The sequence below is a fragment of the Pontibacter korlensis genome (assembly GCF_000973725.1).
In the GTDB taxonomy this organism is placed as follows: Bacteria; Bacteroidota; Bacteroidia; order Cytophagales; family Hymenobacteraceae; genus Pontibacter; species Pontibacter korlensis.
The window spans coordinates 146,503-170,861 of sequence record NZ_CP009621.1 but is presented as its reverse complement, the minus strand read 5'-3'; the positions used below and the strand labels follow the sequence as shown (position 1 = coordinate 170,861).

At 41.2% G+C, this 24,359-nt stretch carries 22 protein-coding genes; 18 read left to right on the top strand and 4 right to left on the bottom strand.

Features of this window, described 5'->3' with window-relative positions:
* Window positions 1-18 precede the first annotated feature (18 nt).
* From PKOR_RS00745 to PKOR_RS00670, 16 genes are all read left to right on the top strand, one after another.
* On the top strand, window positions 19-1,392 hold the full coding sequence (locus PKOR_RS00745; RefSeq protein ID WP_046308642.1) for a UDP-glucose dehydrogenase family protein: 1,374 nt from the start codon (window positions 19-21) through the stop codon (window positions 1,390-1,392).
* Window positions 1,393-1,454: 62 nt separating this feature from the next.
* Window positions 1,455-2,453 (top strand): mannose-1-phosphate guanylyltransferase, encoded by a 999-nt coding sequence (locus tag PKOR_RS00740; RefSeq protein ID WP_046308641.1) that lies wholly within the window; start codon window positions 1,455-1,457, stop codon window positions 2,451-2,453.
* A gap of 76 nt (window positions 2,454-2,529) precedes the next feature.
* A complete protein-coding gene (locus tag PKOR_RS00735) occupies window positions 2,530-3,789 on the top strand; it encodes an oligosaccharide flippase family protein (RefSeq protein ID WP_084694674.1) in 1,260 nt (419 codons plus the stop codon).
* Window positions 3,786-4,760, top strand: a complete 975-nt coding sequence (locus tag PKOR_RS00730; RefSeq protein WP_046308639.1) for a CgeB family protein — start codon at window positions 3,786-3,788, stop codon at window positions 4,758-4,760. The genes PKOR_RS00735 and PKOR_RS00730 overlap by 4 nt, the downstream gene beginning before the upstream one ends.
* 71 nt (window positions 4,761-4,831) lie before the next feature.
* Complete coding sequence (locus tag PKOR_RS00725; RefSeq protein WP_148561595.1) at window positions 4,832-6,211, top strand: hypothetical protein; 1,380 nt, start codon at window positions 4,832-4,834, stop codon at window positions 6,209-6,211.
* Window positions 6,212-6,293: 82 nt separating this feature from the next.
* Complete coding sequence (locus PKOR_RS00720) at window positions 6,294-7,274, top strand: glycosyltransferase (RefSeq protein ID WP_052738648.1); 981 nt, start codon at window positions 6,294-6,296, stop codon at window positions 7,272-7,274.
* On the top strand, window positions 7,271-8,407 hold the full coding sequence (locus PKOR_RS00715; RefSeq protein WP_200897406.1) for a glycosyltransferase: 1,137 nt from the start codon (window positions 7,271-7,273) through the stop codon (window positions 8,405-8,407). Before PKOR_RS00720 ends, PKOR_RS00715 begins: the two co-directional genes overlap by 4 nt.
* Window positions 8,397-8,966, top strand: coding sequence for an LbetaH domain-containing protein (locus PKOR_RS00710; RefSeq protein ID WP_046308637.1), 570 nt, complete (start codon window positions 8,397-8,399; stop codon window positions 8,964-8,966). The genes PKOR_RS00715 and PKOR_RS00710 overlap by 11 nt, the downstream gene beginning before the upstream one ends.
* Window positions 8,959-9,519 carry an LbetaH domain-containing protein gene (locus PKOR_RS00705; protein WP_052738647.1) on the top strand — a complete coding sequence of 187 codons (561 nt, stop codon included), beginning with the start codon at window positions 8,959-8,961 and terminating at the stop codon, window positions 9,517-9,519. Before PKOR_RS00710 ends, PKOR_RS00705 begins: the two co-directional genes overlap by 8 nt.
* Before the next feature lie 41 nt (window positions 9,520-9,560).
* Window positions 9,561-10,460: a glycosyltransferase family 2 protein gene (locus PKOR_RS00700; protein ID WP_046308636.1), complete on the top strand. Its 900-nt coding sequence runs from the start codon at window positions 9,561-9,563 to the stop codon at window positions 10,458-10,460.
* Window positions 10,461-10,471: 11 nt separating this feature from the next.
* Window positions 10,472-11,230 carry a glycosyltransferase family 2 protein gene (locus PKOR_RS00695; protein ID WP_046308635.1) on the top strand — a complete coding sequence of 253 codons (759 nt, stop codon included), beginning with the start codon at window positions 10,472-10,474 and terminating at the stop codon, window positions 11,228-11,230.
* A 195-nt stretch (window positions 11,231-11,425) separates the two neighbouring features.
* The gene (locus tag PKOR_RS00690; protein WP_046308634.1) at window positions 11,426-12,502 is read left to right on the top strand and encodes a glycosyltransferase family 4 protein; all 1,077 of its coding nucleotides are present in this window, start codon (window positions 11,426-11,428) and stop codon (window positions 12,500-12,502) included.
* A 34-nt stretch (window positions 12,503-12,536) separates the two neighbouring features.
* Complete coding sequence (gene fcl / locus PKOR_RS00685; RefSeq protein WP_046308633.1) at window positions 12,537-13,472, top strand: GDP-L-fucose synthase; 936 nt, start codon at window positions 12,537-12,539, stop codon at window positions 13,470-13,472.
* 50 nt (window positions 13,473-13,522) lie between these two features.
* Window positions 13,523-14,641, top strand: a complete 1,119-nt coding sequence (gmd, locus tag PKOR_RS00680; protein WP_046308632.1) for a GDP-mannose 4,6-dehydratase — start codon at window positions 13,523-13,525, stop codon at window positions 14,639-14,641.
* A 625-nt stretch (window positions 14,642-15,266) separates the two neighbouring features.
* On the top strand, window positions 15,267-15,884 hold the full coding sequence (locus PKOR_RS00675) for a hypothetical protein (protein WP_148561594.1): 618 nt from the start codon (window positions 15,267-15,269) through the stop codon (window positions 15,882-15,884).
* The gene (locus PKOR_RS00670; RefSeq protein ID WP_046308630.1) at window positions 15,874-17,493 is read left to right on the top strand and encodes a hypothetical protein; all 1,620 of its coding nucleotides are present in this window, start codon (window positions 15,874-15,876) and stop codon (window positions 17,491-17,493) included. Before PKOR_RS00675 ends, PKOR_RS00670 begins: the two co-directional genes overlap by 11 nt.
* 359 nt (window positions 17,494-17,852) lie before the next feature.
* Here PKOR_RS00670 and PKOR_RS00665 read toward each other — a convergent pair whose 3' ends face one another.
* From PKOR_RS00665 to PKOR_RS00650, 4 genes are all read right to left on the bottom strand, one after another.
* Window positions 17,853-19,643: a M2 family metallopeptidase gene (locus PKOR_RS00665; protein WP_046308629.1), complete on the bottom strand. Its 1,791-nt coding sequence runs from the start codon at window positions 19,641-19,643 to the stop codon at window positions 17,853-17,855.
* 606 nt (window positions 19,644-20,249) lie between these two features.
* Entirely contained in the window at window positions 20,250-21,521 is a 1,272-nt protein-coding gene (gene fahA / locus PKOR_RS00660; RefSeq protein ID WP_046308628.1) for a fumarylacetoacetase, read from the bottom strand.
* A gap of 159 nt (window positions 21,522-21,680) precedes the next feature.
* Entirely contained in the window at window positions 21,681-21,950 is a 270-nt protein-coding gene (locus PKOR_RS00655) for a NifU family protein (RefSeq protein WP_046308627.1), read from the bottom strand.
* Window positions 21,951-21,956: 6 nt separating this feature from the next.
* The gene (locus tag PKOR_RS00650; RefSeq protein WP_046308626.1) at window positions 21,957-23,060 is read right to left on the bottom strand and encodes an Mrp/NBP35 family ATP-binding protein; all 1,104 of its coding nucleotides are present in this window, start codon (window positions 23,058-23,060) and stop codon (window positions 21,957-21,959) included.
* 145 nt (window positions 23,061-23,205) lie between these two features.
* On the opposite strand from PKOR_RS00650, the gene PKOR_RS00645 reads away from it, so the two are divergent.
* Both PKOR_RS00645 and PKOR_RS00640 read left to right on the top strand, forming a co-directional pair.
* Window positions 23,206-23,733, top strand: coding sequence for an O-acetyl-ADP-ribose deacetylase (locus PKOR_RS00645; RefSeq protein WP_046308625.1), 528 nt, complete (start codon window positions 23,206-23,208; stop codon window positions 23,731-23,733).
* 175 nt (window positions 23,734-23,908) lie between these two features.
* The gene (locus PKOR_RS00640) at window positions 23,909-24,322 is read left to right on the top strand and encodes a helix-turn-helix domain-containing protein (RefSeq protein ID WP_046308624.1); all 414 of its coding nucleotides are present in this window, start codon (window positions 23,909-23,911) and stop codon (window positions 24,320-24,322) included.
* The last annotated feature ends 37 nt before the right edge of the window (window positions 24,323-24,359 follow it).

Genomic DNA, 24,359 nt, shown 5'->3' with positions numbered 1-24,359 from the left:
CTGAAAACAAACTAGATAATGAGAATAGCAGTAGTTGGCACGGGCTACGTCGGTTTGGTGACGGGCACGTGCTTTGCCGAGGTTGGCATCGACGTGACGTGCATCGACATCGACGAGAAGAAGATAGAGAACCTCAAGCAGGGCGTGCTGCCCATCTACGAGCCGGGTCTGGAGGAGATGGTGACCAGGAACGCGCAGAAGGAGCGCCTCTCCTTCTCCACCGACCTTGCCTCGGTGATCCGTGGCTGCGGCTGCGAGGCGGCCTTCATCGCCGTGGGCACGCCCCCGGGCGAGGACGGCTCGGCCGACCTGAAGTACGTCCTGGCGGTGGCCCGCCAGATCGGCCGCCACATGTCCGAGTACCTGGTGGTGGTGACCAAGAGCACCGTGCCGGTGGGCACGGCCCAGAAGGTAAGGCAGGCCATCGAGGAGGAGCTGGAGGCCCGCGGGGTGGACATCCCCTTCGACGTGGCCTCCAACCCGGAGTTTCTCAAAGAAGGCGCCGCCATCGAGGACTTTTTGAAGCCCGACCGCATCGTGGTGGGCGTGGCCTCGGAGCGTGCCGAGAAGGTGATGAAGAAGCTCTACAAGCCCTTTCTGATGAACGGCCACCCCTTGATCTTCATGGACATCCCCTCAGCCGAGATGACCAAGTACGCGGCCAACGCCATGCTGGCCACCAAGATCAGTTTCATGAACGACATCGCCAACCTGTGCGAGATCATGGGCGCCGACGTGAACATGGTCCGCAAGGGCATCGGCTCGGACGCCAGGATCGGCAACAAGTTCATCTACCCGGGCATCGGCTACGGGGGCTCGTGCTTTCCCAAGGACGTGAAGGCGCTGATCCGCACGGCCTCGGAGAACGGCTACCAGATGCGCGTGCTGCAGTCAGTGGAGGAGGTGAACGAGCGCCAGAAGTCGGTGCTCTACAACAAGATCCACGCCCACTTCTCCGGCGATTTGTCGGGCAAGACGTTTGCCGTGTGGGGCCTCTCGTTCAAGCCCAAGACCGACGACATGCGCGAGGCGCCCTCGCTGGTGATCATCCGCAAGCTCCTGGAGCAGGGGGCCCGGGTGAAGGCCTACGACCCGGTGGCCATGGAGGAGGCTAGGCACGCGCTGGGCGAGGCGATCGAGTACGGCAAGGACGAGTACGAGGCGCTCATCGACGCCGACGCGCTCTTGCTGGTCACAGAGTGGCCCGAGTTCCGCTCGCCCAATTTCAACGTGGTGGCCAGGCTGATGCGCGACAGGGTCGTCTTCGACGGGAGAAACATCTACGACGGCACGGAGCTCCGCGAGAAGGGATTCGCCTACTACGGCATCGGCGTCAAACAGCAGGTGCCGGCATTACATTACGGTAAAATAAAAGTAGAGAGAAGTCTATAATATGTGCTACAATTTTATTCGTTTAGTTAGAGACATTTGTGTTTAGAAGAATATTATAAACTATGAAAGTTCATCACGTTGTTCTTACAGGCGGGGTAGGAAGTCGGTTATGGCCACTCTCAAGAGTTTCTTGCCCTAAACAGTATCTAAACCTGTTTTCTAATTTTTCTCTTTTTGAACTTGCAGTCAAACGGAACAGGTCACTCTCTGATAGCCTCATAGTGGTGGGGAATAGAGGAAATCAACACCTTTCTGCAGACAGTTTGAAAAAGCTGCATATAGAAAACTACACAAATATTGTAGAGGCTACACCACGAAATACAGCACCTGCCATTGCCTTTGCAGCTTTCGCAACACTGCCGGATGACATTCTGCTAATTACACCTGCAGATCATATTATTGCTGAAGGTGAGGCATATAGCAAGGCTGTCAATAAAGCTATAGCTTTGGCTATGGAGGGAAATATAGTAACTTTTGGAGTCTGTCCAACCAGGCCAGAAACTGGATATGGGTACATTGAAACTGATGGTGAAGAAGTAATTTCATTTAGAGAAAAACCTGATCAAAAAACAGCGCAAGCTTTTTTAGAACAAGGAAACTTCCTATGGAACAGTGGGATGTTCTGCTTTCAAGCAAAGGTATTCCTAGAGGAACTTGAGAAATATGCCCCTGAGGTTTATGAAAAATCGCATGCAGTCTGGTTTCAAAATAGAAACGGACAGCTAGATTTTGAAGCTTCCAAGGCAATTCCTTCCATTAGTATAGACTATGCGGTAATGGAACATAGTAGTAAAATAAAAGCTGTACCTGCCTCTTTTGATTGGAGCGATATGGGCAGCTTTGAAGCAGTATATGATTATTTGAAAGAACAAGGACATAAGGTGGATGAGATGGGCAATATGGTAATTGGTTCTGATAAATTTACCAGCTTCGTAGGTTTAAAAGACAGCATTTTAGTGATAACAGATGATGCACATTTGGTTCTTGCTAAAGAAGAGTCGCAGCAAGTAAAAAAAGTGTATGATATTCTGGAGAGTATGAACTCACCATTATTAAATTGAAAGTACCAACGGTCCTAATAATTAGCATCTATAATCAATTATGTATGTGCAAAGTTGTAGTGTAGGCAAAATTTAAATGAACAGTATTAACACAGCCTCTGTTTTTCTTCGCTCAACATTTTTGAGGTATCTCAAGCATTCTGACAAAAAGTATGTTGTGCTGTCTCAAATTATCTCTGCAATAATAGGACTAGCTTCTGGGAAGCTAATTGCTCTTTATGTTTCACCGAAGGAGTTTGGAGAATATAACATTCAATTTGCTGCTTATACCTTCTTTTCAACTTTGCTGCTGTCTCCTTTCTTGCAGTTTTCTAAATCTACTATTAGAACCTTACAAAAAAGGATCGGAAGTAAGTACTACCTATATTTAGGTGTAGGTATATCTATAATAGTATTCATTCTGCTTAAGATATTTTATACAATGTACTATGGAGAATGGAACCCATACATAGCTGCTTTCTTTCTCTTGTTCATTCCATTAACCTTACTGAGTAGTACGGTCAGTGACTTTTTGATGGTTAATAATAAATTGCTAGACTTTTCAAAATTGACAGTGATAAAATCAGCAGTAGGTTTGCTTTTTATTTTATGTTGTTTTCACTTTGGAGCAACTCTTTTCAAGGGTCAAGAGGCACTCTGGGGTATGCAGCTAATCAGTGTGGTTTTTTGTATAGTTTTATTTAGTAGAAAGTACAAGTTTTATTTATCTACATATAAAATATCATTAATTAATTTTATTAAAAAGTACTTTAGCTTTACATGGCCTTTGATTTTTCTTGCAATATGGTCATGGATTAATAATTATTTTGACCGCTATGCTATAGACTACTTTCTGTCAACTCAAGATGTTGGCATTTATAACGCAAACTATGGAGTAGGGTCGAAGTTTTTTTTACTATTGAGTCCCATCATAATGGCATTAATTTCGCCTTTTGTTTATGACAAATTGAGTATTGATGAAAAAAAACATAAAATATCAAGTTATGTTCAAGGCTACCTGTTTTTAGGAATCATTATTTTGAGTGGAATTTATATAAGTAAGAATTTAATTGGAGAAGTCCTGCTTTCAAGCTTGTATCAAGGAGGATTTAATTTGATTTTTTGGACCGCGCTAGCTTTTTTTATTCTTACTACTACACATATATACGAATCCCTGTTTTATGCTGAGCATAAAACAAACATAATTCTTATAGGAAATATAATAGCTGCCATCTTCAATGTCGCATTAAATATAGTACTGATTCCTGAGTTTGGCATTTTTGGAGCTGCTTTGGCTACTTGTATTGGGTTCTTTGTCCAATTTATAATTATCTATTTTTTTTATAGAAGAGCATGAAGATTGCAATTATTGGTGCTAAAAATTTTGACAGTTTAGAGTTTCATATAAAGGACGAACTAATTCATCAAGGTCATCAAGTTCAAATTTTTGACTATAAACAAAACTTTTCAAGGAAAGTTGATTATGGTTTAATTTTAATCTCAGAGCGCTATGAGAAGAAACTAAATATAAAATTACTAGAGCGTATAGTTACTTATAAACCTGACTTAGTTATTGGAGTTTATAAGCATATCCATCCTCTTGTTGTGAAGGGAGTTAGAGAAAAAGGCATAAAAATCATTCACATAAATCCTGATCAGCTTACTACTCTCCGAAATCAGCAGATATTTGTAGAACCTTATGATGCTTATTTTACAAAAGACCCTTATATGTTAAACTTTATGAAGAGTAACATAGGGTTGAATGTTTTTCAGTATCAAGAGGCATTTAATCCCCGGTTTCATAAAAAAGTTGAGGGGGGACCTTTATTAGAAGAAGAAGTAAATATTGATGTTCTTTGCTTTGGCACTCTATATCCATATAGAAATAGAATGCTAAAGTTATTAAAAGAAGAAGGGGTTAAAATCAAGCTCTTTGGACGGAAAGCAAAATATTTCGATCCTATACTTGAAAGCGACTTCTTAGGGAAAGGAGTATATGGAGCAGAAAAAGCTAAATTTTTGAATGGTTCAAAAATAGTCTTTAATAATTTTCATTACGCAGAGGTAGAGTCTGTAAATAACAAATTTTTTGAAATCAATGGCTGCGGAGCTTTCCAGATATGTGATTACAAACCTATACTGAACCAATTATTACCCTTTGATCCTAAGCAAGTTAGTTTTTCAAATATAAATGAGGCAAATGCATTGATAAAGTATTATTTAAACAAGCCTGAGAAAAGAGTAGAAATAAGAGACATAATACATGATCACTTTTTAGAAAACTACACTTACAAGAATATGTTGAATTACATTTTGTCTAATATATGAAGTTGACTTTGTCGACCAAACTTCTGTTTACTGCGAAGGTAATTATTTGGTTGATCTTCTGTATCTATTGCATGCTTATAACAATTGATACAGACAAAATTGATATTGTTATTTTGCTGATAATATGTGTACCTTTAATTCAGCTAACGCTTATTCAATTCCTTGATAATTGGCATAAATATCAACAGCCATTTTTACTTGACTGGTTTAGACTAGCTTCATTTTTATCTCTTGTTTTAAACTTTCTGATCTTAATACCATATTTTGAAGGACAGAAAGTAGTTTTGGTTCATAATGTTGTATATGTTTCTACAGAGTACATCTTACCAGCGTTACTAGTTATTCTTATAGGCTTGCTGGGCCTGCAGATTGGTCAAGTATTACTACAAAGAAATGCACTCTTAAGAAGAAGCGAAAGAATCCAAAATTTTGTTATTGAGTTTAGAAACTTAAAATTATTTTATCTAGTATCCGCTGTATTCATAGTTATAGAACTATTCCTTATTCTTAGAGGGGATATTGGTTATGGATCAACTATGGAGCAAAAAGCTTCATCTCTTTCTTTCATTGTACAAGCACTACAAATTGCTGTTCCCTTTTTTTTAGTTACATTATCGATTGTTAAGTATAAATTTAACATATCAGATTTCCGATTCAATTGCTTTTTCTATACTCTCTTGTCACTACAAATTTTAATTGGCTTCTTTTCCGGGATGAAAGAAGAGATCATTACACCTATTGTGTTAATCTCAATACCATATATTTTAAGTGGGAGACTCATAAGAAAGGAATTGTTTTCTATTTGCATTATATTTATTGTTTTGTTATATCCTATAAACAATCAGTACAGATTTGTTCAAAATAATCAGCCAGAAATGGCAAAGTCTGATGCTTTTAAACTAGCTATGCTCCAGATTATAGAAGATGGCTTAAGTGAAAGCTTAGAGACTGGTGCAGATAGTTATCAAGGAAGAATTTCGTTATTTCCAATATTTTTGTATAGCATACAAGAAGAACCTAATTGGAAACAGTATAAATATTTTGACAGATACGCATATATCCCTTTTGCTTGGATTGTGCCAAGGTTTTTCTTGCCTTCGAAGCCGACTGCTGATACTGGTAAAAAGTTTTACTATATGACAACAGGTAACAAAAGTACTTCAATTACACCATCTACTTTCGGATGGGCTTTTTTTGAAGGGGGCTATGCCCCCGTGTTTATAGCGTTTTTTATTTTTGGTATGTTTGTTATGCTTGTTGAAGTATTTTTTAGACCATATACTTTTTTGGGACTAATCATATATTCTACTGTGCTTATATCAATGTTGAAAGTTGAAGCAGACATATATTTTAGGATCTCAGGGATTTTACAAACGATTTTGATCGGGTTAATATATGTTAATATCTTTTTTAAGATTCAAAAAATATATTTTATCCAGCATGAAATGTAATCAAAAGGATAAAGAAAATTTAGAATTAGCTATAAAATTGTGCTAGTACACTCTTGAGTTATAAAAATGAGGATAGAAAGCTTTGGTAACTTTTATTTTAAGAAATAATAATTCAAAAGGAAAGAGCATAGAAGAACTGTTTTTAAATGTACATAAGCATATCGAAAGGCAGTTTAGCTTAGCTACTTCCTTATTAGAAGTTCCTAAGAATGGAATAAGCCCTTTATCCGTTATAAAAAATATAATTTTTGTTTCTAAACAGAAAGGTATAATTCACGTCACCGGAGATATTCATTACGTTGCAGTAATTCCTTTTAAAAAAATTGTTTTAACTGTTCACGATGTAAAGTCAATACTGTCCGGTAGTTTTCTTAATGTATTGATAAAAAAGATTTTCTGGTTTTGGTTACCTAGTCTTTTTGTAAAGAAGATAACTGTTATTTCAAATTTTTCCAAAAATGAAATTTTGAAAGTTATTCCATGGGCTTCAAATAAAGTTGAAGTTATTTATAATCCAGTCAGTCAAGAACTAACTAACGTTCCAAAGGAATTTAATAACCTCGAGCCTACAGTATTACATATTGGTACAAAAAGCAATAAAAATCTTAAAAACACTATTTTAGGTTTAAAAGGAATTCCATGTAAATTAGTTATTGTAGGTAATTTAGATCAAGAGACTCTAGGCCTGCTCAACAATTGTAATATGTATTATGAGAACTACTGCAATGTTACTTTCAATGTAATTAGAGAATTGTATGAAGCATGTGATATAGTGTCATTTATTTCATTGTATGAAGGGTTTGGCATGCCAATAATAGAAGCCCAAAAGGTAGGAAGAGTGGTAATCACAAGTAAAAGGGGAGCTATACCAGAAATAGCTATGGATAGCGTGTATTATGTTGATCCTGAAGATGTAGCAAGTATAAACGCTGGATTTAGGGCTTTGATTAATGATGGAAGTCTAAGGGAAAATTTGCTGAAGAAAGGAAATTTAAATGTTGCTAAATTTGATATTCATTCTACTGCAGCTAAATACAACAGGTTATATAATTCTTTATTATGATTCATATTTCACACATTATATCTACTATTGATATTCATGCTGGTGGACCTTCTAAGAGTGTTTGCGACCTTTCAGTTAATCAGACTATAATTCATTGCAGTATCAGTATCATAACTAGGCCTTCAACCACACCTTATCTAAGGACAAGTCCTAATGATAAACTGGCACTTACATTCACAAAGAACTTTGATAGCGAATTATCAAAGAAATCAGCCTTAGGAAGCAAAAATCATATATTGCATGGCCACGGTATATGGCAGATGCCGGTTCATCAAATGGCTGTCGTTGCTAGAAGATATAATGTGCCCTACATAATAACTCCAAGAGGTATGCTCGAACCTTGGGCGCTTAAAGCAGGCAAGTGGAAAAAAAAGCTAGCATTGAGTATGTATCAAAGAAAAGATTTAGCCAAAGCAGCTTGTATTCATGCCACTGCTCCTATGGAGGCAGAAAATATTCGAAAACTTGGGTTTAAAAACCCTATTGCTGTTATTCCGAATGGAATAGACGTAAAAGAATTTCCGGTAAAGAAACGAGTAATACAGAAAAGCAGAAGAACACTTCTCTTTCTCTCGCGAATTCACCCGAAAAAAGGTATAGAGATTTTGATAGAAGCTTGGGCTCATTTGTCGTCTGAGTTGAAGTACGATTGGCACGTCGAAATAGCCGGTAATGGTGATAAAGCATATATTGAACAGCTAAAGCAGCTTATAATCAATAAGGGTTTAAGTGAGGAAATTTCCATTTTGGGACCACAATTTGAGGAGGCAAAGATAAGAACCTACCATCGAGCTGATCTTTTTGTACTTCCAACATACTCTGAAAATTTTGGAGTTGTGGTGGCGGAGGCTTTGGCCTGTGGCGTGCCTGTCATCACAACGAAGGGTGCACCATGGGAAGATTTGGAACGTTGTAATGCTGGTTGGTGGATAGATGTGGGGGTAGAACCTCTAAAAGCTTGTTTAAGAGAGGCATTAGCTGTGGATGCGCATTCTTTGATAGAAATGGGAAGAAATGGTAGGAAATTAGTTAAGGAAGATTACAGTATACAAGCTGTGGCCAAGCAAACAATAGAGCTTTACAAGTGGGTATTAGGTGAAGGAGAAACTCCAAAATTTGTATATGCAGATTGAAGAACAGAAAGTTAATCTCTCTCAGTACAAAAACGCCTTGAGTAAAAGAAACCAACTTGTACGGCTAATCTGGTGTATTGTGTGGGCTTTATTTGCTAGTCCCCTGCCTCGCAGTATTGGTAGTGGCTGGAAAAGATTTTTACTAAGGTTGTTTGGTGCTAAGATTCATTCAACAGCAGTTGTATATTCCAGTGTTAGAATATACATGCCTTGGAATTTAGAAATGAAGGAGTACGCTTGTTTAGCGCCTGAAGTAGATTGTTATAATGTAGCTAAAGTTACTATAGGAAATCAAGCTACTGTGTCTCAGAAAACTTATTTATGTGCAGCGTCCCATAACATTTCTCATCCTCACAGTCCATTAATTACTGCACCTATTGTGATTGAGGATCAGGCCTGGATAGGTGCAGACGTTTTTATAGGTATGGGAGTAACAGTAGGTGAAGGTGCGGTAGTAGGAGCTAGAGCTTGTGTTTTTAAAAATGTTGAACCATGGACTGTAGTTGGTGGCAATCCTGCTAAGGCTATAAAAAAGAGAGAATTTAGCTGTAATGATTAAAATAGATTTAGATTTCAAACCTATTCAAACATCTCCTTTTACTTTAAAAGTAAAGATCAAAGCAAAATTGTGGTCCGTTATCAATTCGACTGTTTATAGATATAGCCCTTTCTTTTTTAGGAAGTTTCGTGTTGCTTTAGTAAAAGCTTTTGGTGGTAAAATTGAATGGTCTTGCTCATTAGATCGACGCTCAAGGATAGATCATCCATGGAATCTAATAATGGGAGACTTATCAAGTCTTGGTGAAGATTCCTGGGCTTATTGTTTGGATAAAATTTTAATTGGTGAAAAGTGCTGTATCGGTAAAGATGTTTACCTGTTGACAGGGAGCCATGATGTTTCTACTGAGTCTTTTGACTTATTGACTAGACCTATAAAAATCAAATCTAATACATGGATAGCTACGGGATGCTATATTCTTCCAGGAGTTGAACTAGGTAGTTTTAATGTTGTGGCTGCAGGTTCGGTAGTAACTAAATCCTTTGATGATAATTGTATAGTAGGAGGCAACCCAGCCAAATATATCAAGGATAGGTCAATTAAGCAGTTTTAAATTTACTTATCATAAATTGAAGAAAGCTGAATAAGTTTACAATGAAGCCTAGTATAAGTGTTGTAATTCTTACCTATAATGAATCTTTACATATTAGAAGGTGCATTGAGTCGGTAAAAGATGTTTGTCAGGATATTTATTTAGTTGATAGTTTTTCCACTGATGATACAGTTCAAGTAGCACAATCATTAGGAGCTATAGTTTATCAAAACAAGTGGGAAAACAATTATGCAAAACAGTTTAATTGGGGTTTAGATAATCTTCCAATCACAACAGATTGGGTACTTCGTTTAGACGCAGATGAATATTTGACTCCTGAGCTAGCTTCAGAAATAGTAAATAAGCTACCAAATTTATCTAATGAAGTAAATGGTGTAGAGTTGCCTTTACGGAGAATCTTTCAAGGAAGAGAAATCACAAAAGGTACAGGGGGGATTAACTTGTTGAGAATTTTCAGGTACGGAAAAGCGTGGTCTGAAACCCGATGGATGGACGAACATATCAAGTTAAGTTCAGGGAAAACCGTTGTGTTTGAGCATGCTTTTGCTGATCATAATCTAAATAATTTGGGGTGGTGGACGGCAAAGCATAATGGTTATGCTATCCGAGAAGCTATCGATCTTTTAGATATAGAATTTAACCTCTTAGGGAATCATGCGGAGGAAGTGAATATTAGCGATCAGGCGGCATACAAGCGAAGAAGGAAACATAAATATGCTAAACAGCCATTATTCTGGAGATCTTTCGCATATTTTCTATACCGTTACATTTTGAAAGGAGGCTTTACAGAAGGTAAAGAAGGTTTTATGTGGCATTTTTTGCAAGGATGGTGGTATCGTACATTAGTAGATGTAAAAATTTATGAAATAAAAAAGAATTGCGGGACTGATGTTGCTAAGATAAAAGCCTTTATTGAGAGAGAATACAGTATTAGTTTATAGTATAGGATTAGATGCTAATTTCAGTCATAACTGCCACCTATAATAGCGAAGACAATGTAGCTACGGCTATGAAGTCCTTAGCGACACAAACTTACCCACGTCTTGAAGCTGTAGTGATAGATGGAGCCTCCACAGACCAGACTGTGTCTGTTGTGCAGCAGGCATACTCCGGTAGCTTAAAGCTTATTTCAGAAAAAGACAAAGGTATATATGATGCTCTCAACAAGGGCATTGCTCTTTCCTCTGGCGACATTATTGGCTTTGTGCATTCCGATGACTTTCTAGCTTCTCCTACCATCCTTACAGAAATTGCCACAATTTTTGAAGAAGAAGGTGTAGATGGGGTGTATGGAGATTTGCTTTATGTAAATAAAGATGATACTTCTAAAGTGGTGCGTTACTGGAAGAGCCAGCCATTTTACGCCGCACTTTTGCAGAAAGGATGGATGCCCGCTCACCCGACTTTATTCCTCAAAAGGGAAGTTTATGAAAAGCATGGACTATTTAACCTGGAGTATAAAATAGCGGCAGATTATGACCTTATGCTTCGCATATTTCAGGATACGACACTGAAATTTAAATACCTGCCTAAGGTTATTACTAATATGCGCGTAGGCGGGGCGAGTAATCGCAGCTTTAAAAATATTAAATTAAAATCTTCCGAAGATTTAAAAGCCTTAAAAAATAACAAAATTAGCAGGCCATACCTAACCCTAGCTAAGAAGAATCTTAGTAAACTAGAGCAGTTCTTTTTGAGGGAGCAATATTAAATACTTTGAGGGCTATATTTTTGATAAAAAGCAACTTGAATAAGAGTGAAGGATTTCGCCGCTCTTATTTTTATATATACTATAATAAAAAAATATTATATTTAATTCCTCTTATATAAGTTAATGGCAGTAATGTGCCTGAAACAGATTAATATATAATAGCCTTTTGCTCTATTAGATGATTTTGCCCCTTTCATGATGCAAACTTTTACTTTCTTCATCACAGCTTTTGCTATTACTTACTTTGCAGTTCCTTCGGTTATAAAGGTTGCCGCAATAAGGAATCTTTTTGACGAGCCAAACGAAAGAAAACTGCATAAAAATACCATTCCTGCCTTAGGTGGGGTAGCCATGTTTGCTGGTATTTTCTTTTCTATTTTGTTCTGGGCAGAAAGCTTTAATTTCAACTTGCTGCGTTGGATCGTCCTGTCGTTGGTGATTGTTTTTCTTCTTGGCTTGAAAGATGATGTTGTAGCCATAGACCCTCTCAAGAAGCTAATTGGCTTACTTGTCGCCTCCAGTTTAGTTATTGTATATGGTGATATACGTATTCAAAGCTTCTATGGGATATTAGGGGTGTATGATATACCTTATTGGATTAGTGTAGTGTTCACGCTGTTTGTCTTCATTGTTATTATAAATGCCTTCAACCTGATAGATGGTATCAACGGATTAGCCGGTGGTATAGGGGCTATAGCTTCCCTGGCCTTCGGCAGCTTTTTCTTATACAATGGGAACTTGAATTCAGCGGCAATTGCTTTTGCTACAGCTGGTTCTTTGCTGGCCTTCCTGCGATATAATTTTTCGGATGCAAAGATCTTTATGGGAGATGGAGGGGCATTGGTGATAGGATTTGTATTGTCGGTATTATGCACTAAGTTTTTGAGCACTGAATTTGTTATAAATATTATAAGTGACAAACCTCTGTCAACTCCGCTAGTTGCCCTCGCAGTTCTGATAATACCTTTAGTTGATACTTTAAGGGTCTTCACGATTAGAATCATAAATGGAAGGTCCCCTTTCAGTGCAGATAGAAACCACCTTCATCATTTATTACTCGACCTAGGTATGAGCCACAGAAGGACAGCACTGGTGTTATATGCTGCTAACATATATTTCGTAGCCCTTACGCTCTTGTCAATGGAGTTTGGGCAGCATATGGTGCTATTTCTTATTGTTCTGACCGCTTTTGTGCTTAGTCAGGTTCCATATCTTATTTTACGAAATAGGAGCACCACGCATGAGAGTAAGTCGAAGCATCAGGTGGCTTAATCTATTCCATTTGATACTACAAAAATAATCTAAGTTGCATAAAGACTCTAAAATATACGTAGCGGGCCATAGAGGCATGGTCGGCTCTGCCATCGTTCGAAAGCTACAAAGTGAGGGCTTTTCCAACATCATCACCCGCACATCAAAAGAACTGGATCTGAGAAACCAGCTGGCAGTAGACAGTTTTTTCGAAGAGGAAAGACCTGAGTATGTTTTCCTGGCTGCTGCTAAGGTAGGCGGAATCCAAGCGAACAATACTTACCGGGCTGAGTTCCTTTACGACAACCTCATGATTGAGGCGAACATTATCCACAGCGCTTATAAGTATGAAGTAGAGAAACTGATGTTCCTGGGATCATCCTGTATCTACCCCAAGTTAGCTCCACAGCCGCTGAAGGAGGAGTATCTTCTGACTGGTCCCTTGGAACCTACCAACGAGCCCTATGCCATCGCTAAGATTGCAGGTATAAAGCTCTGCGAGGCATACCGCGACCAGTATGGCTGTAATTTTATTAGCGTTATGCCTACCAACCTGTATGGCTACAACGACAACTATGACCTAAGCAATTCTCATGTTCTTCCTGCGCTGATCCGCAAGTTTCATGAGGCCAAGGAGGCCGGCGCGCCCGCTGTAACCGTTTGGGGCACCGGTAGCCCACGACGTGAATTTTTGTTTGCCGATGACCTTGCTCAGGCTTGCCTTTACCTGATGGCGCATTACAATGAACGCGAGCTTGTGAACATTGGAACAGGGGAGGACATCACCATAAAAGAACTGGCGCTCCTTGTGAAGGAAGTGGTGGGGTTCGAAGGCGATCTGGAGTTTGACACGTCCAAGCCGGATGGCACCCCGCGCAAGCTGATGGATGTCTCGAAACTGCATCGAGCTGGTTTCAGGCACTCTACCTCCTTGCCTGAGGGAATTGCCCTGGCTTATGCAGATTTCAAAAACAAAATGGTGGAGGCGTAGTATTTATACCCGTTCAATATACTTCTATACATATTACAAACCCTTTACAAATGAAAACTGCCCTTATTACTGGTGTAACCGGTCAGGATGGAGCATACCTGGCTGAGCTACTTCTAAGCAAAGGATACAAGGTGCACGGCCTTAAGCGCCGCAGCTCAAGCTTTAATACAGACAGAATCGACCATCTATACCAGGATCCGCACGAGCAGAACATTAACTTTAAGCTGCACTACGGGGACTTGACCGATTCCACAAACCTGATCCGCATCATCCAGGAGACGCAGCCTGACGAGATTTATAACCTGGCGGCTATGAGCCACGTGAAGGTGAGCTTCGACACGCCAGAATATACAGCAAATGCTGACGGCCTTGGAACGCTTCGTATTTTAGAGGCGATCAGGATTCTTGGTCTGACGAAGAAGACCAAGGTGTACCAAGCCTCCACTTCTGAACTTTATGGATTAGTACAGGCAGTACCTCAAACGGAAACTACTCCGTTCTATCCTCGCTCTCCTTATGCTGTTGCTAAGCTTTATGCTTACTGGATCACTGTTAACTACCGTGAGGCCTATGGCATGTATGCCTGCAATGGTATCCTCTTCAACCACGAGTCGCCGCTGAGAGGTGAGACCTTTGTTACAAGAAAGATCACGCGTGCAGCCGCCCGAATAGGAATGGGCCTGCAGGACAGGCTGTATTTGGGTAACATGGATGCCAGACGAGACTGGGGCCACGCTAAAGATTATGTAGAGGCAATGTGGCGTATTCTTCAGCAGGATCAGCCAGAAGATTACGTCATCGCAACAGGTGTAACTACTACAGTTCGCGACTTTGTGAAAATGTCCTTTGCTGAACTAGGCATTGTGATTGAGTTCAGAGGAGAAGGAGTGGAGGAGAAAGGCTACGTGGCAGCTTGTAATAATCCCGACTATCAATTAGAGCTGGGTCGTGAGGTTGTATGTGTAGATGCTAACTACTTCCGTCCAACCGAGGTAGAGCTATTGATTGGTGACGCTACCAAAGCCAAAGAAAAACTGCAGTGGCAACCCAAGTATGACCTGCCTGCCTTGGTAAAAGATATGATGGAGGCTGACATTGAGCTGTTCAAGCGTGACAGCTATTTGGTAGAGGGTGGTCATAAAGTTTATAACTACCATGAGTTGCAGTAACAGACACGCGTATTAACAAAATAAAGGCCTGCTGAGGAAACTCGGCAGGCCTTTATTTTTAACACTGTAGAAAAAAAATTTAGGAATAGTCATTATAATATCTGTTGCAAATGATTACACACTCTAAAGGAAAATAGAAGGTTTCGTCTTTCCGTAAGATTCGGCAGCGCTAGACTTTGTGCTATAGATATATTAAGATTGTTATTATTGTAAAAAAATATTAAAATATTGTATCCTTTTATGGTGTTCATAGTATAAGTTTGTAATAAGAATTTTATATATATTAAAATTTAAATGCTTTTACGTCTTTTTGTCCTCCATAACAGCTTTTTACTACTATTTCCTTAGCTAACTGTAGATTATAATATTCCTTATGTATTGGCAATATTAATATAATGTATAGTACTCAATTTATGATTTTAATATTAAATGTTTAACAATATCCTGAATAGCTTTCCATAATTGAGTTTAACCAAATCCAGCTTTCATGAAAAAACTTCTACTCTTATGCTGTTTTCTTCTTGCGTTGTTGCAGGCAAAGGCAAATCCTGTTGCGCCTCTTGACCTGGGTCAATTGGGAGATACAATTGTTGTCAAAATTCCTATTGAGAAAAGCAACAAAGCTATGTCAGCAGGTATATCTATTGGCACACAGGGAATAGGTATAGAGGGGCAAATGCCTGTTATGCGGCAATGGCAAGTAAGGTTAGGGACAACTGTGCTTCCATTCTCTATCACGAATGACTATTACGCCTTTCCCACAAGGGTAACGGTAATCAATACAGATGCCCTTTTTGCAAAGTTGCACCTGATCGTAGATTGGGAACCATTCACAGACAGGCAGACCATATTAAATAAAGTAGCAATCAGTGGCGGTCTTTCCTACTTTTTTGAGGCTAAGACCAAGTCCAGAATGAAGTTAAGGGACCCTTACTACTATGGTGATATAGAACTAGGTCCGGATGATGTGGGGGAACTCCTGGTAAAATCTGAATGGAAAGGTTTTGCCCCTTACGCAGGTGTGGGTTTAAACCGGCTAAGGCTACATGATGCATTTAAACTGGATGTGACCATGGGGGCATTTTATTTATCTTCTCCTTCTGCAAACATAACTGGTACAAAGATGCTAGAAGACAATGAGCAAAACACATTTCAATTGCAAAAGAATCTGAAAAACTATTACCGAGTAATGCCTAGCCTACAGTTTAGTATCAACTATACAATAGATCGCAATGAAAAATAATCTACTGATTCTGTTATCCATAAGCCTGGTGGGGCTGCTTATGCTAGGCTGTGATAAAGCAAAGGAAGACCTAGACATATTTGTGAAGGCTGATGTTATTCATTACTCTGTCCTGCTACAGGTAAGTGAAGCCACAGGCGAAATTCCGCAGGACCTGCTCATAAGCGTAGCAGGAGAGGACGCTGATGTTATATATGACATAGCTGGTAACAAGGATCTTGCTTTTAACGGAGGATTATTAACGCTGGGTGTACACCCTAAGCACGAGCCCACAGAAGGTGATCCAGTGAAGTTTAGTGTCAGGATCAGTGGTCCGGACTATGCTGGTTTGATTGTGCCTGTTACAATAGAGAAGGGGCAGTTTAATCAGATAAAAAACCTGACGATCTTGAATACCAGCACTCCACCGCCCACAGTTACAGTTGCCCAGGAGACTGCAGAACTTGCAACAGACGGAACAACAGTGAAACCGATTAGTATAAGTAGCCCTACTAATGCAGTAACACAGGAAATTACCTCTGTTATAGTGCCTGCCAATACACAGTTTCTGAGGGCTGACGGCACGCCTATTGTGGGTAGTACGCTAAGCATGAGTGTTGTGAACTATAACTCTCAAGCTCCTGAAGCTGTAAACTTCTTCCCGGGTGGCCAGTATAATGCAGCCAATGTAAAGGGGCCTGATAACAGCAACATGTCTGTATTTTTTGTACCGGCTGGATTTGCCAGTATAAACTTTAATGTAAATGGAACCGAGGTCAAAAAGTTTAGTAGCCCTATAAATGTTGCGATCGAGATTGATCCACAATACAAATCTATCGAAGGTAATGCTGCTGTAAAAGTAGGTGACAAGATAGCAATTTGGAGTTACTCTGAGGATACAGGTGAGTGGCAGTATGAGAAAGAAGGTACTGTATCCAGTGCAAATGGTAAGCTTGTAGTTCCATTTACAACTGACCACCTTACTGTTTATAGTATTGCGGAGTATGTGGAAACAACTAACTGTAAAAGCTCCAGAGCCGTGTTTAATGCAGGTTGGCTGAACAATGATACCCAGCCCATGACCTTAGAATTATGGAACGATGATTCAAGTAAGCTACTATCTTCCAGAACGGTGGTTGTGGCACATAACCTGGAGGAGATACTGAACGATATGCCAGCTTTTGCAGTGCGATATAAAGTTATAGCTAAGGGCGTAGAGGTTGCTACAGGAAGAGTAGATGCCCCCTGTGCTGGAGGTAACTTTCAAATCAATCTGCCAGCTCCTGCCATCCCTGTGGTTGGGGTTACGCTAAGCCTCACCGTGAAATGCCCCAACAAAGGCGTCGTTACACCGCCAGACTTCTACCTGTACTATAAAGATGCAGGTGCACCAACTTCAGACTTCAGGCTGTTAGGAATTGTTAAACAGGGAAAGTTGATGACAACACTTCTGCAGGTAGGCAAATACTATGATTTCAGAGCACAGTATGGCAAGTATGAGAAGGTTATAGGTAATTACCTTATTGATAAAACGGATCTGAGTACCACTGTTGGAGTTGATGATCATCTAGGTGATCACACACCGGAAGAAAACCGTGCTATATTGATAGAAGAATGCAGTAAGCTGTGAGTGGCACTTTGATCAAATTATTTTGAGTACTAGAAAAGGTCGCTTTATCTGAGTATGATAAAGCGACCTTTTTATATCTGTTGTGAGTAGATAAGTGTGGTTAATTTTATGTTATCAATATGCCTGAGTTGAAGGATAAGTGAATTAATGTTTAGTAAGATTGGACTTAACCAAGTAGGAAATCATGTACAACTCTAATTAAGCTTTAGAGGCAGCAAGGCAGGTAACTACAGAGTGCTACAATGTATGTATTGCCGTCTACCGAGGCATAGCTAAGATGGAAAAGGGAGCATAAGATTTGGAAACTGCCACCACGGCGCATGCTTAGGAGTAATCTGAATTTTTCATATTGAAGTTTTCTATAGAGTATATTTCCTGCCTTTATTCTTCTCTTTCAGATAAACCAGCAGGGGTTGGAAGTAAGTTACCATGGCGCGGGCAGAAATACTTTCCCCTGTTTTTTCTTCAAGCAGTTCTTTCCAATCTGCAGTTGCGCCAGAAGCCATGATGGTATAGAGAAAGCCTCCTACGGCTTTGCTTCCATAGTAATTAGCCGTATATAAGTCTTGTTTCAATACATGTTTTGCAAGGTGCTCCTGCAGCTGAAACATTATGACACAAGACAATGCGTGGTCATAAGAGGGGGTAGCGCCGGTCTGTATGCCTGCCAGTGTAACAGGGTCTATGGAGTCCTTTCCAATTGCGGAAGGAGTAATGCCTTGGTATTTTTTTACAAGTTCCCACCAACGCTTGTTTAGCTGATTTTCTGATAGCTTGTTAGCATAAAGCTCATACTCCCACTCACTCATAACACCAGCAGCATAAGGTATTAGTGTGACATAGGTAAGTGCTTCTTTTAATAGCTGTTGCATCTTGTCTTCCGGCTTACTTTCGTCAGCTTGAGGCGGATGTGCTGTATAATAAGCTTGCATAGCAGCCCGTTCGAATAGATTGCCTATGGCTTCATAAAAAGCACGATTTGCGCCACGACGCAGCAGAACCGGCACACTGTCATTATTATAAGCCTTCACGTAGAGTAAATGTCCTGTATCATGAATGTTTCTAGTGTACTGCTCCAGGGTAGATCCCGTATTTTCAAGGCCACTGACTTTTTGGTAGAGGTCAAAAGAGTGGTTTAAAGAGGAAAAGCTACTTTGATAAATGGTTGCACTTAGCAAATTGTGTTGAGAAGAGTGAGGTATACTTTGAAAGCCTAGGCTTGTGAAGAAATTTTCTTCCTTTCCAGAAAGTATCTCTAGAGAAGTACCTTCATAGCTCACAACTGCTTCCTCCATTATGCCGCTCCAATCATGGGGCCATTTGCCAGGAAGCCAGTGAGCTGGCAGGTAGTCAGGAACCTGGGGTGAACCATACTTTTTAGCTAGTTCATAACGTGCGTAGGTATGCAGCTCGCGAAACAGTGGATATAGTTCCTGGTTGAGCTCCATTAAAAGGTTCTTCATTTCCTCCAAAGGTATTCCGTATTCAGCTACCTGATATGCAAAATAGTTATCATAGCCGAAGCCAAGTCCCTGAACAGTGAGATTTCGCAAATCACGTAGTTGGAGAAAATCCTTCCGGAGCTTGGTAGCCAGTTCTGCTTTGGACGACGAGGTTGTGGAATGGTTTTTTAAGCTGGAAGCCGTGTTTTTTTCTAAAAAGGGATAGTTATAAAAGTCTCTCAGTTTTACGGCATGCTCGTTTTCCATCTTGAGGCGTGCCTTTACAGCTTCGGGAACAGATTGTGGGTAGTTGGCTCCCTCATACAAAATTGCTTTGAGTTGCCTTACCTGTAGGTTTGTTAATCCTTGCTGATGCTCAAGAAAAGCACTTGTTTTCTCCAGATTACCCATATTGCCTGTAAAGCTAGCCAGAGCCTCACTGGCAAATAGCATTGAGGCTGCCCGTACTGTATCATTCCCTCCTGATGCTGTATAGAATTGCTTCCGTGCCTCCTGTAGCTGAAGGTGCAACTCCTGGTACCTATTAGAATATGTGTCCAGAAACCTATCGACTTCAGAGGCGACAGTCTGGTCATAAGGGGACGTATCTGCTTCTGGTTTAGTCTGAGTTTGGTCCGTACTTACAATGTGTACTGAACACGAGAAGAGGATGGAGGCTGTGATTCCTGAAATTAATGTTCTCTTCATATAGATAGCTTGGTTGCAGAACGGGTTTTATTAAATAGTTCGTATAGTTAAATATTTTATTATTTAATTTAAATAAAACGAAGCTAGATGAATGAAAGTTTTGAAGAACAAACTTAAAACAGTTCTGCAGGCGGTAGAGTAGAAAGTAGTCACCTATAATTAAATAACATAAACTGGCTCTATTTTACACTTACCTGTAGATTGGTGCTCCTTGCTTTGTGAGACAAAGATTTACTGCTGACAAGGTAGAGTAGAAAAGGAACTGTGTCTAAATTGATAAAAACCTCCTGTTTCACCGCACCAGGGTATAAAACAGTATATTTTATGATGATTTCAAATAAAGGCTATTTCGCTTTTCTATGAGGGACTATGTATTGAATTGTTATGTGCAGTATGAAGTGTGGCAATCTGTAGCGCCGTATTGGTAGCTTCAATGCACCGAATGGAGCAGAAGTTGCGTCCTTGCAGACAAGGAGGGCAAAGAGCTAGGGGTAAGTACAGAAAGAATAACTCTGCAAATACTTCTGCAGCTTGCTTTAAGATTCCCGAGTGTTTAACTATATATAAGAAATTAAGGTATGTATAACATACTGTTGCTGATACCTTCTAAAGTGCAGGCAATACTTTGGTTCTAACTTCCCCAAAGCCAATACGGATACCATTTTTCATGCCATAGCCCCGCATGATGACGGTGTCCCTGTCGTTGATAAACTTTCGCTCGGTGCCGTCAGAAAGCTGCAGCGGACTTGTGCCGCGCCAGGTTAACTCCAGCATCGAACCATAAGCGTCTTTCTCAGCGCCACTGATCGTGCCAGAAGCGTACATATCACCCACCTGGATGTTACAGCCGTTACTGCTTTGGTGTGCCAGTTGCTGATTCATGTTCCAGTACATGAATTTATAGTTCGACCGGCAGATACTGTTTTCAGCTCCGCCTTCAGGTTGTAGCAATACCTCCAGGTTAATATCATAGTTGTGGTTGCCGGTAAACTCCAGGTAGGGCAGCGGCTTAGGGTTCTGCTCAGGACCCTTTACTTTGAAAGGCTCTAAAGCATCCAGCGTTACTACCCAAGGCGATACAGAGGAAGCAAAACTTTTTGCCAGAAAAGGACCAAGTGGCACATACTCCCAGGTTTGTATATCCCGTGCTGACCAGTCGTTGAACAGCACAAGGCCAAAGATATAGTCATCTGCTTCATTAGGAGTTATACTTTGTCCAAGCTGTGTTTCACGGCCTGTGATAAAGGCTACCTCCAGCTCGAAGTCCAACAGTTTTGTAGGCCCGAAAGTAGGAGTTTCTGCATCGGGAGCTTTGGTTTGCCCTTTTGGGCGATGGATATCTGTGCCTGATACAACAATAGAGGAGGCGCGACCGTGGTAGCCAATAGGGATATGCTTCCAGTTAGGCAGCAGCGCATTCTTTGGGTCACGGAACATAGTGCCTACATTAGTGGCATGCTCCATGCTAGAGTAGAAGTCGGTATAGTTTCCTACTTTAACAGGGAGCAGCATCTCTGCCTCCCTTTGCTTTACAAGCAGGGCCCGGATGAGATTACTGTTGCCGCTTATCTCATCGTTGTCGTTACGAAGCAGCTGTGACACGCGGTTTCTGACTGCGCGCCAGATAGGTTTGCCAAGTGCAATAAAGTCGTTGAGGTAAGGGCGGTGAAACACGTTTGGGTCCAGGTCGATGAGCTCAAAGAAATCGCGGCGGCCAAGTTCGCAAAGATCCAGAATATAATCTCCAATGGCTACGCCCACCCGGGGATCGCGGTTAGCGGTTCTAAAAATACCGAAAGGCAGGTTCTGAATCGGAAAATCGCTGTTTGCGTCTATCTCTATCCAGGAGTGGAGAGACGGATCGTTGGCTCTTATCATAGTATCAGATCGTTCTGGTTAGCACTATACAAATATAGTCTTTTTGCTTTCAGATAAAATTGATTGACGATTTAAGAGCCTGGCAGAGAAGGTGAATACGAACAAAAAAGGTGTGGCTACAGTAGTAACCACACCTTTAGGAATGCTGTTAAAATAACTTTAAACGGCAGAAGGAGCCACGTTGACAGCTTCTACAGCTCTGATTTCTGGAATCGCCTTTAACACCGACTGTTCCACGCCAGCCTTCAATGTCATGGTGGACATAGGGCATGAGCCGCAGGCACCCAACAGTTCCAGTTTCAGCACCATCTCGTCTGTTACCTCTAGCACCTTTACATTCCCGCCATCGGCCTCTAGGTAAGGTCTAATCTGGTCGAGAGCTGATTCGATGCGGAGCATGAAATCCTGATCTACGTTTGTGGCTGCCATGTATATTTAGCTTTTAATTTCTACTGGTTTTGTTTTGGCAATAGTGGCGTTTCGCAGGGATACCTGCTGGGCCACAGACTGAGCCAACTCTTTGAAAACACCGCTAGCCGGAGAATCGTTCTGCAATACGACAGGAGTTCCGGCATCGCCGCTCTCGCGAATGCTTTGTACAATAGGCACCTGACCAAGCAGGGCTACCTCGTATCTTTCAGCAAGGGACTTACCGCCGCCTTCGCCAAAAATATAATATTTATTCTCTGGAAGCTCGGCAGGTGTAAAGTACGCCATATTTTCTACAACGCCCAACACTGGCACGTTTATCTGTGGCTGTCTGAACATCTGCAGTCCTCTTACAGCATCAGCCAAAGCTACTTTCTGTGGTGTTGTTACAATAACGGCACCTGTTACCGGCAGCGCCTGCACCATGGTCAGGTGAATGTCAGACGTTCCTGGAGGAAGGTCAAGCAGCAGGTAGTCCAGTTCACCCCACTCTACATCCGAGATGAACTGACGCAAGGCAGAGCTCGCCATGGGGCCTCTCCAAACAACAGCACCATCGGCAGGAGTTAAGAAGCCAATAGACATCATTTTTACGCCATACTTCTCTACTGGCATGATGTAGTTCTTGCCATGGTCTCCCTGCACCATGTGTGGGCGCTCGTTCTCTACACCGAACATGGTCGGGATAGAAGGACCAGAAATGTCGGCATCAATCAAACCTACACGTGCACCACTTTCTGCAAGTGCAATAGCAAGATTTGTTGTAACGGTAGACTTACCCACGCCTCCTTTACCAGAAGCCACTGCGATGATGTTTTTTACACCATGCAACACTTCGGAAGTGTCGCCACGGCCGGAGGTGACACGCGATGTCATGTTTACTGTAACCTCTGCCTCTTTGTCAACCATCGCATGCACAGCGTTTACGCAGGCATTACGGATCAAATCTTTCATAGGGCATGCCGGTGTGGTTAAGATAACCGTGAAGCTCACGTTCTTGCCATCTACCTGCACATCCTCTATCATGTTGAGTGTCACCAGGTCTTTTCCAAGATCCGGCTCCTCTACATAGCTGAGGGCTTTTAATATATCTTCTTTTGTGATAGCCATAATCAAATAAGTGCGATTGCCCTGCAAAGATACGAACAAAATATTCCTCCTGAAAAGGCAAAGCGTATACTGTGCAACAAGTATACAAAGGGAATAGTTTTGGAAATGCGACAAAGAAGATAGCTAGGAAAATACAGTGCAAAAGATGGCGAAAACAACAATAGAAGTACAACAAGGAGATATAACCAAAGTAAGGGTAGATGCTGTAGTTAATGCTGCCAACAACAGCCTGTTGGGTGGAGGAGGAGTGGATGGGGCCATACACCGTGCCGGAGGACCTGCTATCCTGGAGGAGTGCCGGCAAATACGGGCAAGGCAGGGAGGCTGCCCTACTGGTGAGGCTGTGATTACTACAGGAGGTAAGTTGCCGGCAAAGTATGTCATCCACACGGTTGGACCTGTTTGGGATGGCGGGCAAAAAGGGGAGCCGGACTTGCTGGCTAGCTGTTACCGCAACAGCCTGAAGCTGGCTGAAGAGAATGGGGTAAAAAGCATAGCCTTTCCCAACATCAGCACGGGCGTGTATGGCTATCCCAAAGATCAGGCCGCAAAGGTGGCAGTTGAGGCAACACGCGCCTACCTGCGGGAGCATAAAACAAATATGGAACAGGTTATTTTTATTTGCTTTGATGCGGAGAACTTCAGGCTGTATCAACAGCTTCTAAACTCCTGATCATCCTCTCAAAGGAACAGGTTTTGCTTTATGAAGAAGAGCACCTATCTTTAGCCACTTCTTTCTTGCACACAGACAGCAAGCACGGTAAATTCTTGTATTTTACAATTCAATTATTGTGGAATACAAGTGAATTAATGTTGATATAATTGGATTATTTTTGTATATTAGTTCTATGGAAACAGCAGTCAGAAAAAGACCCATTCACCTAGGAGACCACGTAAGAAGAATGAGAACTGCTTTGGGAGTAAAGCAGGCATCTCTGGCCACGGAGCTGGGAACCACCCAGCAGAATATTTCCCGCATAGAACAGGAGGAAGACATGGATAAAGCCACGCTGGAGAAGATCGCCAAAGCCCTTGGCGTTACACCCGAAGCGATTGAGAACTTCTCGGAAGAGGGGGCAATGTTTAACATTCAGACATTGCATGATAATTCCTCTGGAAACATTGCATCAGGAAACTATAACCAGTATACATTCAACCCCATCGAAAAGATAGTGGAGCTCTATGACGCGCTGCTGAAAGCGGAGCGGGAAAAGAATGAACTGCTGGAAAGGATCCTAAAGGGACAAGTGCCCGAAAAATAAACTCTCGGCTACCTTTCTTCAGGTTCTAAACCTTAAC